Origin of the sequence: Thermococcus sp. LS1 (genome assembly GCF_012027395.1) — an archaeon.
Lineage (GTDB): Archaea > Methanobacteriota_B > Thermococci > Thermococcales > Thermococcaceae > Thermococcus.
Genome location: NZ_SNUJ01000002.1, coordinates 268754 through 283013, shown reverse-complemented (window position 1 = coordinate 283013; position 14260 = coordinate 268754). Strand labels below are relative to the sequence as shown.

Annotated in this window: 15 protein-coding genes and 1 pseudogene; 7 read left to right on the top strand and 9 right to left on the bottom strand. The window is 47.3% G+C overall.

The window, feature by feature from the left end:
* The first annotated feature begins 21 nt into the window (after window positions 1–21).
* Window positions 22–1599: a DUF2079 domain-containing protein gene (locus E3E26_RS05990; protein ID WP_167900403.1), complete on the top strand. Its 1578-nt coding sequence runs from the start codon at window positions 22–24 to the stop codon at window positions 1597–1599.
* Window positions 1592–3859, top strand: a complete 2268-nt coding sequence (locus E3E26_RS05985; protein WP_167900402.1) for a glycosyltransferase family 39 protein — start codon at window positions 1592–1594, stop codon at window positions 3857–3859. The genes E3E26_RS05990 and E3E26_RS05985 overlap by 8 nt, the downstream gene beginning before the upstream one ends.
* Window positions 3860–3863: 4 nt before the next feature.
* Here E3E26_RS05985 and E3E26_RS05980 read toward each other — a convergent pair whose 3' ends face one another.
* Window positions 3864–4040, bottom strand: coding sequence for a hypothetical protein (locus E3E26_RS05980; RefSeq protein WP_167900401.1), 177 nt, complete (start codon window positions 4038–4040; stop codon window positions 3864–3866).
* 55 nt (window positions 4041–4095) lie between these two features.
* Entirely contained in the window at window positions 4096–4272 is a 177-nt protein-coding gene (locus E3E26_RS05975; protein ID WP_167900400.1) for a class III signal peptide-containing protein, read from the bottom strand.
* A gap of 117 nt (window positions 4273–4389) precedes the next feature.
* On the opposite strand from E3E26_RS05975, the gene E3E26_RS05970 reads away from it, so the two are divergent.
* Entirely contained in the window at window positions 4390–4953 is a 564-nt protein-coding gene (locus E3E26_RS05970) for a hypothetical protein (protein ID WP_167900399.1), read from the top strand.
* On the opposite strand, the gene E3E26_RS05965 is transcribed toward E3E26_RS05970, so the two are convergent.
* The 3 genes and pseudogenes from E3E26_RS05965 to E3E26_RS05960 all read right to left on the bottom strand — a co-directional run bounded on the left by E3E26_RS05965 (window position 4943) and on the right by E3E26_RS05960 (window position 7437).
* Window positions 4943–5296 carry a site-2 protease family protein gene (locus E3E26_RS05965; protein ID WP_370520102.1) on the bottom strand — a complete coding sequence of 118 codons (354 nt, stop codon included), beginning with the start codon at window positions 5294–5296 and terminating at the stop codon, window positions 4943–4945. The two genes, E3E26_RS05970 and E3E26_RS05965, sit on opposite strands and share 11 nt — an antisense overlap.
* Window positions 5288–5464 (bottom strand): annotated as a pseudogene (locus E3E26_RS11375) (dihydrodipicolinate synthase family protein); the annotation flags it as partial. The gene E3E26_RS05965 and the pseudogene E3E26_RS11375, both read right to left, overlap by 9 nt.
* A gap of 44 nt (window positions 5465–5508) precedes the next feature.
* Window positions 5509–7437: an arginine--tRNA ligase gene (locus tag E3E26_RS05960; RefSeq protein WP_167900741.1), complete on the bottom strand. Its 1929-nt coding sequence runs from the start codon at window positions 7435–7437 to the stop codon at window positions 5509–5511.
* Between the two features lie 69 nt (window positions 7438–7506).
* Here E3E26_RS05960 and E3E26_RS05955 point away from each other — a divergent pair, with 69 nt between their 5' ends.
* Together E3E26_RS05955 and E3E26_RS05950 are read left to right on the top strand one after the other, a co-directional pair.
* Complete coding sequence (locus tag E3E26_RS05955) at window positions 7507–7785, top strand: lipoate protein ligase C-terminal domain-containing protein (RefSeq protein WP_167900740.1); 279 nt, start codon at window positions 7507–7509, stop codon at window positions 7783–7785.
* Between the two features lie 11 nt (window positions 7786–7796).
* A complete protein-coding gene (locus E3E26_RS05950; protein ID WP_167900397.1) occupies window positions 7797–8369 on the top strand; it encodes a stage II sporulation protein M in 573 nt (190 codons plus the stop codon).
* Here E3E26_RS05950 and E3E26_RS05945 read toward each other — a convergent pair.
* On the bottom strand, window positions 8304–9431 hold the full coding sequence (locus E3E26_RS05945) for a DUF354 domain-containing protein (RefSeq protein WP_167900739.1): 1128 nt from the start codon (window positions 9429–9431) through the stop codon (window positions 8304–8306). The genes E3E26_RS05950 and E3E26_RS05945 overlap by 66 nt on opposite strands.
* 285 nt (window positions 9432–9716) lie before the next feature.
* Here E3E26_RS05945 and E3E26_RS05940 point away from each other — a divergent pair, with 285 nt between their 5' ends.
* On the top strand, window positions 9717–11006 hold the full coding sequence (locus E3E26_RS05940) for a UDP-N-acetyl-D-mannosamine dehydrogenase (protein WP_167900738.1): 1290 nt from the start codon (window positions 9717–9719) through the stop codon (window positions 11004–11006).
* Window positions 11003–12136 carry a non-hydrolyzing UDP-N-acetylglucosamine 2-epimerase gene (wecB, locus tag E3E26_RS05935; protein WP_167900396.1) on the top strand — a complete coding sequence of 378 codons (1134 nt, stop codon included), beginning with the start codon at window positions 11003–11005 and terminating at the stop codon, window positions 12134–12136. The genes E3E26_RS05940 and wecB overlap by 4 nt, the downstream gene beginning before the upstream one ends.
* Here the strand turns inward: wecB and E3E26_RS05930 are convergent.
* The 3 genes from E3E26_RS05930 to E3E26_RS05920 are packed head-to-tail and all read right to left on the bottom strand — an operon-like array spanning window position 12129 to window position 14108.
* Window positions 12129–12515 (bottom strand): hypothetical protein, encoded by a 387-nt coding sequence (locus E3E26_RS05930; RefSeq protein WP_167900395.1) that lies wholly within the window; start codon window positions 12513–12515, stop codon window positions 12129–12131. The genes wecB and E3E26_RS05930 overlap by 8 nt on opposite strands.
* A gap of 27 nt (window positions 12516–12542) precedes the next feature.
* The gene (locus E3E26_RS05925) at window positions 12543–12809 is read right to left on the bottom strand and encodes a hypothetical protein (RefSeq protein ID WP_167900394.1); all 267 of its coding nucleotides are present in this window, start codon (window positions 12807–12809) and stop codon (window positions 12543–12545) included.
* A 39-nt stretch (window positions 12810–12848) separates the two neighbouring features.
* Entirely contained in the window at window positions 12849–14108 is a 1260-nt protein-coding gene (locus E3E26_RS05920; protein ID WP_167900393.1) for a radical SAM protein, read from the bottom strand.
* Between the last annotated feature and the right edge of the window lie 152 nt (window positions 14109–14260).

The window sequence follows — 14260 nt, the reverse complement described above, 5'->3', positions numbered from 1 at the left end:
TTTGTTTTCTCTGGTGGTGTGGTGATAAAGACTGGAACAAAAAAATCATTATTTTATGTTCATCTGGCTGTCTTTGGTTACATAACTTTCTTTTCGGTATATTCAATTCTTAGACATTATGTGTACCTGACTTCAGGTTATGATTTGGGCATTTTCATACAGTCACTCTGGACAACTGCTCATAATCAAGGTTTATTGTTTAATACCGGAGAATGGCAGGATTTGGGAGTGTACTCCCACTTCGGTACACATAATCAGCCCATACTACTTCTTCTTGTTCCATTGTATAAGTTATTTCCATACGCTGAGACTCTCCTGATTATTCAGACCTCCGCCTTGGGTCTTGCAGCTTATCCGTTGTTTAAGTTTGCTTATCTCGTAACGAATGACGAGAAGAAAGCTACCTTTGTTGCCCTTCTATATCTTATGAATCCTGCAGTACACGGGATTAATAGGTTCGATTTTCACCCAGTTAGCCTTGCGGTTCCTTTTATCTTTCTGACAGCTTATTACCTTGAGAAACATAAGTATTTCAGAGCCCTATTATCTGCACTGGTAATTCTTACCGTGAAGGAAGATGCAGGTTTGGCATTAATAAGTTTGGGCTTGGTGTATATTTTTGGGGATTGTACTGTTAGGGACCTTCTAAACATCCGAAATTGGACTAAAATCCTCAAAACAAAGAAAATGTCAACAGTGCTTATATCTATAGGCATCCTGTGGATATTAATTAGCATGTTTGTAGTAGTGCCAATGTTTAATCCTATGGGATACCCCTACTTCTCAGATAATAAACTTGGTGAGGTGTACTACTCCCATATTAATATCAATGGAAAGCTAGTATTAGGATATATCTTGGTAATCCTCATGTCCCTTGGTTTTTTGCCCCTATTGAAACCAAGGTTATTCCTAGCTACGTTGCCACTATGGCTCGAAAATATATTGTCTAGCAACGATTATCAAGTGATGATTGGATATCAATACCCATACATGTTAATTCCATTGTTGTTTATACTGATCGTCTATGGATTGAAAGATTTGGAAGCAATAACCATCAAGGTTGCCTATAGAGATTTTACAAATACATACTCTGTAACTCTGAAAAAAATTCTAGTGATTCCATTCTTGACAATGTTGCTTTTTTCTCCGGCGTTTCATGTAGTTGACACCGACTATGTGTCTGGATATAGGATTAGCCAACTACTTTATATGTGGAGAGTTGGAAACTCATATTTCGGCGTAATTGACGAGATAGTTGAATATCTTCAACAAAGTCAATGCCCAATATCGACTCATAATGAGCTGTTTCCTCATTTAGCTAACAGGCTGGATACTTACTATATAGTAACTCCATTTAACTCAACATACATAGACAATAAAACGATTATCCTAATTGAGTCCACGAGGCCGAGTTATACCAAAGACATAACGTATCTCAAAAAGAGTGAATACGATAACCTAATAATAGTTAATGCATCTAAAATCATCCTTGAATGCTATTCGATGTATCCTTATCCATCTGAAGCTGGTAGAGAATGCATCCATGAAAAACTTCGGGAGAAAATCACCGAATGTGAGAGGAGGAGTGAAGATGGGTAAGCTGAATCATAAGGACTCAGTGTATAAATATACCTTGTTAAGTATGATATTCTTTGCTTACATACTCCTTCGCCTGCTTATGCTTGAATCCATGAGCGAATACTACGACTATGACGAGGGTACGTATCTTCTAATCGCCCGGCTGATTAACCATGGTTATCTCCCTTACAGGGATATTTTTGCAGTTCATCCTCCCCTCTATTACTACCTCCTTGCCATCTGGTTGAAGATATTTGGGGACAGTTATATAATCGGACGGATGCTATCAGTTTTCTTTGGTTTGCTATCATTAATCATAGCATACTACATCGGCAAGGAGATTAAAGACTGGAAATTGGGTCTTATTCTCTCTGGATTGCTGACTCTCGATCCTCTTTTAATTCAAGTAAACTCTCTTGTTTTTCATGAATCTTCAATTGAATTTTTCACTCTGCTGTCTGTTTACTATTTTGTCAGATACATAAAAACAGAAAATGAAAGATATGCATATATTGCGTTATTTTGGGTGGGTCTTGGAAGCACGTCTAAGTTCACCATTCTTCCGTATGCACTTGCGCTGTACATCCTAATATTATTCAATAGAAGTGGGCGCATTATTTCATACTTGCAGGGCGCAGTAAGGGTTATTTTTAACAGACGACAGGTCTTTATACTGGCAACCGTGTACCTCATTATGATTCTTTTAGTGATGGCTACTATTATTCTATGGCCAAGCTGGTATGTTAGGGCCGTTGTCGTGGTGCCGGGTATTCATAGAATCATTTACTGGGATCAGATAATCCCCATAATGATCTTTCTCGTCATTTGGGGTAGTTTGACTCTAAAAATATTCAACGCCTCGTATCTTCCACAAGTAAAAGACATGATTAGCTTTTCACTTCATAATCTAAAACGCGTCTTGCTTCTGACTTCTGCATTCTTTTTGCCCAAAATGATCGTGGAAGGATTGTTAGGAATAGCCATTAGCACTGATTATTTCTCCCAGACATATTTGATACAGGGGGGTAGAAGCTTCCCGATAATAAACTTCTTCATATTTGTCAGCGATCTCTTTGAGGACATTTACAAGAACACTTTGGAGTTCTGGATGTTTGTTCTTCCGGTTGTTCTGTTAGTCCTCTTGGTGGTGGCTATCTGGGCATTTTCTAAGAAAGTTCCAATGTCTTCTTTGGGCAGATTCCTCGTTGTCTTGTCAACTATAACAGCATTTATGTACTTTGCAGTGTCTCCATCTATTATCACAGGCAGATTTATCCTGCCCCTTTTATTGTTGATATATATTCTGCTTGCAGATGTTCTTTACAATCTTCCCTCCATCGTTCAAAAAGGACATGTGCACACTCTGGGCTTTTTCCTCGTCCTATTGCTGTTGGTGGCTGATTTTGGAATTGTTTATCAGTATCCCCACGGCAATCTAAAGTTTATCTACGCAGTTCACACAAAAACGATGAGGGATGATCTCAGAGACTACCTCTCATCCGCAGACATTGCCCTAGGGACGACTTATTCCTTAAATCCAATGAATACTTATTACCTAGGCGCCAATACTGTCCCATATTACATTGACGCATTTGGTTTAATTTTACTTGAAGATCTCAACGTTAGTACGATGCTTAAGATCTTGAAAGAGGAGGGAGTTGAATATTTCGTCATTAGCACCTGGGCATATTACAACTGGGTTAACAAAGAATTCAGAGATCAACTTCGGAGCTTTGCATCGACGGTGAGAATGAATTCAGCTTTATTGTATGGCGAGTCTTATGATAACAAAGATGTCCTAGAAATGTATTCACAGTCACTTACTCGTAATTCTACAGGACCGCTTTATATAAGTACTTACAATGGCAGGGTTATTGTTTGGATAAACTCAACAGAAATCGCGAATTTCTATGCAGTTACTCATAATGTGACCTTTGACTTCCGTACCCAGATGAAGCTCAATCATGACTATGGTGCCTACATTGTAACACAGTACTCTAGCATTCCATCTGAACAGGTAACGTTTGAGCTGTTTCTAAATGGGAGCGAGATTGTTTTATCCTCAGTGAGTTTGCCGCTCATATTTAATTTCACTAACGAGATAACAGTTTTTGCTGGAGCGACACACCTAAAACTCAACCAAGAAGCAAACGCTCCAGTGGATGTATACTGTGGGGATTTTCATTTGATTATTAGAGGGATAGACATTAGGATCAGAAAGATTTCAACAAACGAGCTTGAGATAACCGGAACCAAAATCGTATTTGGACTGACAGGATGAATGATCATCCTTCCTGCAACTCACTTAGAGCCTCCGAAACTAGATTATCTCCCGACTCGACAAGCTGTGCGGCTGTGTGGTGCGGACGATCCCTTAGTATCACGAGGATTATCAGCACCATGAGCAAACCGGCAGCGAACATAAATACATACTCCAGTGAACTCTGTCCATACCTTCTCATAACTTCCCCTCCGTAAGTCAAAAAGTGGGTAGAACAGACCCAAAAACTAAAAACTTCAACCGCTGGCACTCATCGAGCTAAGAACGTTGCTTATCTCTCCCTCAGCGCCCTCGATGGTCGTAGAGGCAGTATTGCCCCTGTTCTGGAGCTGCCTGACTACAATCAGGATTATTATCAGGGCAGCCGCGATCATAAACAGGTACTCAATAGCACCCTGAGCCTTCCTCTTCATTTTCTTCACCTCCAGAGGATTACTTCATACATTAATGCACTGAAAAAGCTTATATAGCTTTCTCCTCAAATTTAAGTTAACTATCCCCAATACTGTGGAAAGTACAGGGGTGATCTTGTGGAATTAGTGAGTGTTCAATGTGAATCTTCAAACATTGAAGATTGTATAAACAGTGTTTTGTCTAAGTCGCAGGAATTACTATCATCTAAATCAGGTTTTATATCTTCCTCAAAGATAACCCTAACTTTCGGTGCATTCATGAACCTTACAGTAACTCTCTTAATAGATCTCCGTGGTAATATGCTGAAAGGCATCCTCGCAGAGTATTCCACGGGCAGAAACAAAGAGGATGCGATAAACAGGACGCTGGAAAAACTCAACAGGTTTCTGCCCAGAGACGCACAGGTCGTTAACTTTGAAATAGGGACCTATACCACCCCCGTGACCAGAAGGACCTATGCGGTTGGTGTTGTTGTTTACAATGCCCCTCTGGAGAAAAAATCCTTCACTGAGTTCACGATAACGGAGCGCAGAGAATTGCTGGCTGGTGTTCTGGAGACCTTCAACTACAATCCAAGGGTTCTCAATATATCCGAGATCGCGAGGATGTTCGGTGTTTCGAGGGACTCAATATACTACGATATCGAACAAATCTTAAAGGAAAGAAAGATCAACCGGTGACCCAGAGCGGTCTCGGTGTTGCAGAAATTAGGAAGATTATCACGGCCAAGATAACCAAGACGAGCCTTTTCTTTGAGATCGGGGAGACCTCATCAAGTGCTCCAGGATTTCCAACCGAACCCATCAGAAGCACGAGCATGCCCCAGATGAGCCAGCCAACCCAGAGGAAGCTCATGCCTATGAGAACCAGACCAACGGCCATCGTAAGATAGCGGTGCATCTTATCACTGAGGAAGGCCCTTGCTATGTGACCGCCATCGAGCTGGGCGGCGGGAATGAGGTTTAAGAAAGTCACTAGAATGCCCACCCATCCAGCGATGGCAACGGGATGTAGGAAAATCACTGTATTGTCTGGGAAAGTCACAATGTACTTCTCGCCAGTGGTCGCGTTGATAAATATCCCATGAACGCCGGCCTTCTGGAGAAAGTCTATGTGTTCCTCAAGGGCAGGAACATCAATAGAGTAGTCTTCGTTAAAAGGTGTTACAAGGGGAACTATAACACCGCGCATAACATCACCGGAAAAGTTAGAAAAGGAAAGTATTTTAGCTTTTCTCACATCTTCTCCGGCGCTTCTATGCCGAGCAGAGCCAGAGCGTTCCTCAGCACCTGCTTCGTGGCCAGCACAAGGAGCAGGCGCTCCTCCCTCACTCCATCCTCCGCTTTGAGGACAGGGTGGTCCATGTAGAACTTGTTGAAGAGGCTCGCCACCTCGTTCGCGTACCATGGAATCAAATGCGGCTTGATGTCCTTTCCTGCTCCCTCGATTATCTCCGGGAACCTTGCAAGGAGCTTTATCAGCTCCTTCTCCCTGTTGGTGAGCTTTGAGAAGTCAGCCCTTTTGAGGAGCTCCTCCCACTCAACGCTAACGCCGCTCTCCTCGGCCTTCCTAAGGATTGAGGCACAACGTGCGTGAGCGTACTGCACGTAGGGGGCGCTCTCTCCCTCGAAGTTGAGTACGTCCTCCCAGCGGAAGGTGATTATCTTGTCCGGGCTGTACTTGACAAGGTTAAAGCGAACAGCACCGACGCCGACGGCTTCCGCTATTTTTTCTTTCTCCTCCTCGCTTAAGTTGGGGTTCTTCTCCTCGACGAGCTCCTTTGCCCTCTTAACCGCCTCGTTGAGAACCTCATCAACGGTGAAGCCAACCCAGGTCCCTTTCCTTCCGCTGAACTTGCCCTCTGGCCTCACAACGTGCTCGTAAGCGAGGTGGTGGAAGTTCTCAGCCGAGTCCTCAAAGCCAAGGAGCCGGAGGGCGTACTTTATGGCCATCTGCGGGTGCTTCTGCTCGGCGCCGATGACGTTGATGACTATATCAGCTTTACCAAACTTTCCGGGCATCTCCTCGCCGTCGGGAGCCGTCGTCCAGGTCTCGTGGTCTTCCAGCCTGTCCCACGGTTTGTAAAGCATGTCTGAGCTGACCTTGCCAAACTTCCAGAGGTGATAGGCTATGTCCTTGCCGGTGTAAGTTGCCGTCCCATCGCTTCTCTTAAGGACGAGGAAGGGGTTCTTCATGTCAGGGAAGAGCTTCCTGAGGTTCATCACGAAGGCTCCTTTGTATTTACCTTCCTCAGCCCAGAAGAAGTTGGGATTGCTCTCGATGAGGCCGTAGGCCTCCTCAAAAATGCCGCTCCTCATTATGTCGCTCTCCCAGCTGAGGAGGTCGTAGATGATGTTCATCCTGTAGGTCGTCATCATTTGGGCCTTAACGACCCTCTCGGCAAGCTTCCTTCCGATTTCGGCTATCTCGTTGTCGCCCTCCTCAAGCTTCTTCATAAGCTCGCGGACTTCTTTATCCACCTCAGGATTTCCCTCTATGCGCTTGTTAACCTCGACGTAGAGGAGGCCCATAACGTGGTCTATAACGTCTTCCTTGACTCCCTTCTCCCTAAGTTCGGCCTCGAGCCGTTCAAACTCTTCTTTCAGGTTGAGATATCCCCAGAGAACCTGGGCGAACTGAACGCCAAGGTCGTCGATGTAGTTCTGAACCTCAACGTTGTAGCCCATGGCGCGCATAATCCTTGCCATCGTATCTCCGAGAACAGCGTTCCTCGCGTGACCCATGTGAAGAGGCTTGGTCGGGTTGACGGAAGTGTGCTCTACAATGACCTTCCTGCCCTTCCCAAACTCGCTCTCACCGTAGTGCTCGCCCCTTTTGAGAATCTCACTGACGAGGTTCTTTCCAAAAGCCTCGTAATTTAGGTAGAAGTTTATGTAGCCGTTTACAGCCTTGACGTCGCTTACTTCCCCAGGAAGCTTGTCTTTAATGCGCTCAACTATCTCCTCCGCTATTAGTTTGGGCGCCTTCCTGAAGACCCTCGCAAGCTGGAAGGAAACCGTCGTGGCAAAGTCGCCGAGCTCGATGTTTGGAGTCTCATCAAAGGTTATCTCACCTTCCCACTCCCTGCCGCTCTCCTGGAGCATCTTCTTAAGTTCTTCCGTTAAGATGAGCCTGACCTTCTCTTTAACCTCAGTGTATCCCATTCCCACCACCGCAACCACTTATACCCAACCTTTAAAAAGTTCTCCGCGGGATTTACTTTGGGGATGGGTATGAAGCACCACGTCGGTGAGCACAAGGCCAAGAAGGGCCTGATAAGGATAGAGTTCGACGAAGAGAAGGGGATAGCCGAGAACGTCAAGATAACTGGGGACTTCTTCATGCACCCAGAGGAGGCTATCCACGACCTTGAAAGAGAGCTTGAGGGCCACAAGCTGGAGGAGCTCGAGCAGATCATCGACGAGTTCTTTGCCGTCAGGATGGACATAGAGATGCCCTACGTGAACGTCGAGGACTTCAAGATAGCCCTTAAGAACGCCCTTAAGAAGTGAGGGTGAGCGAGGTGCCCGGATCAAAAAAGGGCTCTCCCGCAAGAACTTTCCTTCTTCTACTCCTAGTGTTCATCGCGGCGTCCTTTTTGGGCTACGCCTTCGCCCTTGGCAATCCCGACGTAGCTATAGAGGCCGTTAAGAAAATAGCCGAAGAAATCGGGCCAATTTCAGATTCCAGCTTCAAGAACTTTGTCCTAATATTCACCAATAACTCCATGGTTGCTCTTTTCATGATGCTCTCGGGCCTGCTTTTCGGCCTCGGCCCCTGGTTCATAATGGCCTTCAACGGCTTCATCGTCGGCCTGGTTTTGAGAGCCGTCCAGCTTACAGGGGAGCTCTCGACGGAGCAGATAGTCCTCGGGATAATCCCTCATGGGGTCATCGAGATTCCAGCCCTAGCTGTGGCAGGGGTTGCGGGTATAATATGGTACAGGGAAATAGTCCATGGAGAAGGAGAAGCTGGAGAAAGGTTCAGAAGAGGGACGGTAAAGGCTCTGAAGCTCCTTGCTCTCTCAGTGCTACTCCTCCTTGTTGCGGCGTTCATTGAGGCCTACATAACCCCGAGCATCGCCGGCATTGGCTGATTCTTCCACTTTCATTGTCCTGAATGTTCCAAACTCCTCATAGGTCTCTATCTCTTTGAGAATGACGTCCATCGGATTCTCAAAGCCGCTGATGACGGTTCTTATGTATGTCCTGTAGCTTCCGTTCAGCTCTATCATGCGCTCGGCCATCATCGCGACCTTTACAGGGTCTGTGGAGTGAAACTTAACCCCTTTCTCGACCAGCCACTTTGTAACTGCAAGGAGCCTGCCGGGATACGTTGAGATGGTTGGCGTGCCAAGAGCTATGGCCTCCCTGTTCATCGTTCCACCGGCACCTATCATCAACCTGGCATAGTATAGCAGGCTGAGGCTGTCCACAGGCTTCTCCGGAATTATGACGTTGGAGAATCTCTCAAACCTTCTTTTCTGCTCCTCTATTCTCGGAAAGAGAACTATAGGAACGTCTGGCAGCACTGGAATGATGTCCTCAAGGACACTCTTCTCGGAGCCGTTGAAATAGTTAGCTTTTATGGGCTCGGTGCGCATCACTATGTAGCCGTTCTTTTTCACGCCAAGCTCTTTGAGAACTTTTCTGTCGGGGACGAATCCGTAAAGATGGGCAAGCTCTGAGAAGCCCTTAACCGGGCGCATGCCGTTTGGATCGGCCCCGCATTTGAGCAGCTCGTAGGCGTCTATTGCAATTGGGTAAAGCAATAGACTGGTGTAGGGAAGGATGAGCTTGTTCTGTGCAACTGCCGTTTCGTTATCGACGAAGCCGATGGAGGGAATCTTGAGCCCAAAAGCAACTCTCGGCGCCTCGGCGGAGTGCTTGTAGAGTGCCAGATCCGGCTTCTCTTCAATGATAAGCTTGGAGAGCTTGTACATCCTTTCAGTGCTTGCGAGGAGCTTGCCCTCCAGGGTTGCGCCGCCATGCTTGCCGACGACGTAGTAATCGAATCCTAACATGTCCAGAATGCCGGTTAACCCATCGAACTCACGGGTGGTAATGAGAATCTCGTGACCGGATTTCTCCAGCTCCCTGATTATACCCTTGAAGAAGTGAACGTGAGGAGCGTTCGTGATGTCTATCCATACCTTCATTCCACTCACCTAACTACTGGACAACCCTGTTCAATATAAGACTTTCCCAAAAACGGTTGTGAAGCCTTCTTTTCAAAGTTTTTCAGTAGGGGTTTAGGCCAAAAGAACGTTTAAAACGCTTTCTTTCGATGAAATTGACGTGATGAGAAAACAAAAAACAGGTGAGAGCCCACAGGAGAGCAAAAATTCCCCCAGAATCACTCGTATCGCAGAAATCAGTCCAGAAATCGTTTTTTGGAAAAGGCTTTTATTGAGAGACGTCTCCACTGGGGATAGGTGGGAGACATGCTGGAAAAGATGATAGAGGAAAGAACCGTAGAGATAGCGGTCATAGGCCTCGGATATATCGGCCTCCCAACGGCCATAATGTTTGCCAACGCGGGTTTTAGGGTTATAGGCTACGAGATACGGGAGAAGGTCGTTGAGAAGATAAACTCCGGAAAGGCACACATAATCGAGCCGGAGATAGATGAACTCCTTAGAAAAGCCATTGAAAGCGGCAACCTGAAAGCGACCTCAAATCCAGAAGAGATAAGGGAAAAGGACGTTTACATAATCTGCGTCCAGACTCCCCTGAAGGGAGATAAAACGCCCAATCTAAGCTATCTCGAGAGTGCAGTGGAGACCGTTGCAAAGGCCATGAAAAAAGGCTCGCTCATTATCATAGAGAGCACGGTCCCGCCGCTTACCACAGTGAAGATGGCGGAGTTGATTGAAGAGATCACCGGGCTCAAACCCGGAGAGGACTTCTACATGGTTCACGCCCCGGAGAGGGTCATGCCGGGAAGGATATTTAAAGAGCTCGTTTACAATTCGAGAATTTTTGGCGGAATCACTCCCGAGAGCGCCGAACTCGCCGAGAGACTTTACCGTTCCTTTGTCAAGGGGCAGACCTTCAAGACGAACTCCACCGTTAGCGAGGTAGTAAAGCTCATGGAGAACACCTTCCGCGACGTGAACATCGCTTTGGCCAACGAATTCGCTTTCTTGGCCCATCAGTACGGAATAAACGTTTTTGAGGCGATAGAGCTGGCCAACACCCACCCGCGGGTTAAAATCCACGTTCCAGGAATAGGCGTTGGCGGACACTGCCTGCCGAAGGATCCTCACCTTCTCGTCTGGCCTGCGAAGGAAGACTTCGGCTTGATAAAGCTGGCGAGAGAGATAAACGACAGCATGCCGCTCTTCACGAAGGATCTGCTCTTTGAGGCTCTCAGGACGATAAATCTGCCGCCCGAAGAGGCTATTGTAGTTATCCTCGGTCTGGCCTACAAGGGAAACAGCGACGACACCAGGAATTCACCTGCCTTTGCCTTTATGGACGCCATAAATGAGGAGGTTAGAGAGGTTAGAACTTACGATCCCTTCGTAAAAGGGACTCATGAGAGCATAGAAGATGCTGTTAAAGGCGCAGATGCAATAGTCATAGCAACCGACCACACGGCATTCAAATCTCTCGACTGGGAGGAGCTCGGAAAGCTGATGAGAAACAGAATTCTCATCGACGGCAGGCACATCGTAGAAGATCCGCCCAAGGGGTTCATCTTCAAAGGCCTTGGGAGGGGAGAGTATTGAAACCGGCCTTCGTATTCGGAACGAGGCCGGAGATAATAAAGCTTGCTCCTGTTATCAGAGCCTTCGAGGAGAGGGGCGTTGAGCCCCTTTTAATCCATACCGGCCAGCACTATGACTACGAGATGAGCAGTGTATTCCTCGAGGAGTTAGAGCTCAGGAGGATAGACTACCACCTTGAAGTTGGTTCTGGAACACAAGCCGAACAGACGGGAACGGCAATGATTAAGATTGAAAAGGTCCTGATGGAAGAAAAGCCCGACGTCACGCTCGTTCAGGGCGATACGAACACCGTCCTTGCCGGCGCACTGGCAAGCGTCAAGCTGAAAATCCCCGTTGCCCATGTTGAAGCTGGCTTAAGGAGCTTCGACAGAACGATGCCGGAGGAGATAAACAGGATTTTAGCGGATCACGCAAGTGAGGTTCTCTTTGCCCCGACGGAAGAGGCAAGAAAAAACCTCGAACGCGAGGGCATAACTGAGAACGTTTACGTCGTGGGCAACACCGTTGTTGACGCAGTCCTCCAGAACGCAGAGATAGCCGAGAGGAAAAGCGACGTCCTCGAAAGGTTCGGCCTCAAACCCAAGGAGTACATACTCCTCACCGCCCACAGAGCTGAGAACACAGACAGCAAGGAGAATCTCAGAAGGCTCTTGGAAATCCTTGAGGCGTTGCCGGTTAAGGCTGTCTATCCCATGCATCCCAGAACGAGGAAGAGGCTCGAGAGTTTTGGCCTCTGGGAACGTGTTGAGGCGATAGAGAACCTTATCGTCACGAAGCCACTTGGATATCTCGACTTCCTAAAGCTCCAGAAGAACGCGAAAATAGTCATGACGGACTCTGGCGGCATTCAGGAGGAGAGCATAATCCTCAACGTACCGTGCCTGACCCTCCGCTACAACACCGAGAGACCGGAAACTGTGAAAGCCGGCGGCAACGTCCTCGTTGGTCTCGAAAAGGAGAGAGCCCTGAGCTACGTCGAGAGACTTCTGAGCGATGAGGAGTTCTACAAGAAGATGGCGAGTGCTCCAAATCCCTTCGGCGACGGAAAAGCGGGCGAAAGAATTGCCGAGATACTGCTGAAACTGTACAAAATGGAAAAATTAAAAGTCAGGAGTTCAAGGTTCATTTAGCCTCGTTATCACTAAGCAAGAAGTTCTTGAGCTGAGAGGATATCTCGTTTGCCACCATCTCGTATGGATTTGCCTGGCTCAACTTCCCAACTTTTGCCTTAAGGTTCCACCAGTAGGCCACATTGCAGTCCCTGTTGACTATGTGTTCGTATACCATTCTCTTTGAACTCGCCTGGCAGAGTTCTCCAGCGAAGGTAGATATTGCGTCTTTGGACAGGTCAAAAGCCCTTGTTGCGTTGATTATTGACTTCGCATCTCCATCGTAGGAGTAGTAGAGTATTCCAGAAAGGGTAACCTCGCGAGAAAGCACCCCGTTGCTCCACTCCGTATAGGGGAAGAACGCCACGACGAGCCTTCCTTTCAGGTCGTACTTGGACACATCATTAACAACGACAGCTTTGAGTCCCTAAGACCTAACGACCTCAACGAGGGCCTTTGTAATGTAGTTCTTGTATGGCTCAGGTGCCCAAACTGCTATATACACAACTCCAGGGTTCTCCGGGGCGTACTTCCAGGTGATACTGTTGTCTACAATCGTTGTTCCGCCCTGCTGTGCCGCTCCTGAGTAGTCTGAGATGACATAGGACTCACTTGCGAAGGCCACACCAGCAATCGAAAGGACTATCAGCGCGGCAATGCCCACAACTAAGAGGGCGCGTTTCATTTCCACCACCTAGATTTATTTAGGCAGTTACTTTAAAAAGTTATTGTCCTAGACTTCGGTTCCAATGTAAATCCCATGCCTCGTTCTCACTATCTTGATTTTTATCCTGTCACCGACCTCGGCATCTGTATTGATGACCTCGATAAGCCTGTTCCTGGCTTTTGCCAGCATCTCACCCTGGATTCTGCCTGGCAGAACAACCTCAGCCTTTACAACCTCCCCCGGCCTGAAGGCAAGGGGGATGAATTCACGCTTCTCCATGCCGAAGTGGTGAGGCTTCAGGACGAGGGGCTTCATTCCCGTTTTCTTCTCCAGCTCGCGGAGCCACTCGTAAAACTTCTTGAACGGCACGAGCTTGGCTATAGTTGGATTCCTGCCGAACTTGTAGGGGATGTAGTTCTGGAAGCCGAGAGCAGGCCATCTCTTACCTGCTCCAATCCTCCTTGCGAACTCTATGAAGGCCTCGGCCTCGTTGTCGTTGATGCCGAAGATTATCACCGGAGCAATTAGCACGTCCACTCCGGCGTTTACCAGCGCCTCGGCCATGTCCAGAACATGCTGAAGGTCGTAATCCTTTCTCCCCATTAGCATCTTGGCCTTCTCCGGATCGAGGGAGTGAATGGAGAGGTTCACCCTATCCAAACCAGCCTCTGCAAGCTCTTCAACGAGCTTGTCGGTTAGAAGAGTTCCGTTGCTCTGCATCGAGATGACCCTAACGTTCGGATGCTCTCTCAAAGCCTGAACGAGCTCTACGCGGAAAGGATAGATGAGTGGCTCGCCTTGGCCGTCCAAGTGTGCCTCCAGGCCTTTACCCTTGATTCGAGCGACGTCGTCGAACCATTTCATCAGATAGTCTACATCAACCACGTAGTCGAGCTTTCTGGTTCTTGAATAAGGCCCCTCGTCAACGGAGCAGAATATGCAGCTCAGGTTGCAGCCGCTCACACCCCTGATTTGGATGAGGTTCGTTCCTCTGTCTATTAAGCCAAAGGCGTTGTACCCGAGGAGGGGCACGTTCATTCCCTCGTGGATGTAGAGAACCCTCCTCTTTGTGTACCTGTTTCTAAGGAGGGCGCCGAGGTTGTTCTGAATGTATATTGCGATGTACTTCTCGACGTCAGGATAATCGGTATCGATAACGAGCGCGCCGTCCCTCACGGTAACCTCGAGCTTCACGCGATACTTTCGCTTTATAACCCGAACCAGCTCACTCTTCTCAAATTCGGCGTAGAGAGTATCTCGCCAGATTAACCTTACGCTCTCACCGAGGTCTTCAAAGTGCGTGTGGGGAAGCCTGACTTCAATCATGGTCTCGAGTTTCCCAAACTCTTTTTAAAAATTCGCCGATGGATAAAAAATCCGTTCTATGATGGGCTCTCAAAAACCTCCTTGCCTAAAGATTTTTAAGGGAAGACCTTTTGCCATCATGCGGGCATGGAAACATTTTAATATTATTGAAT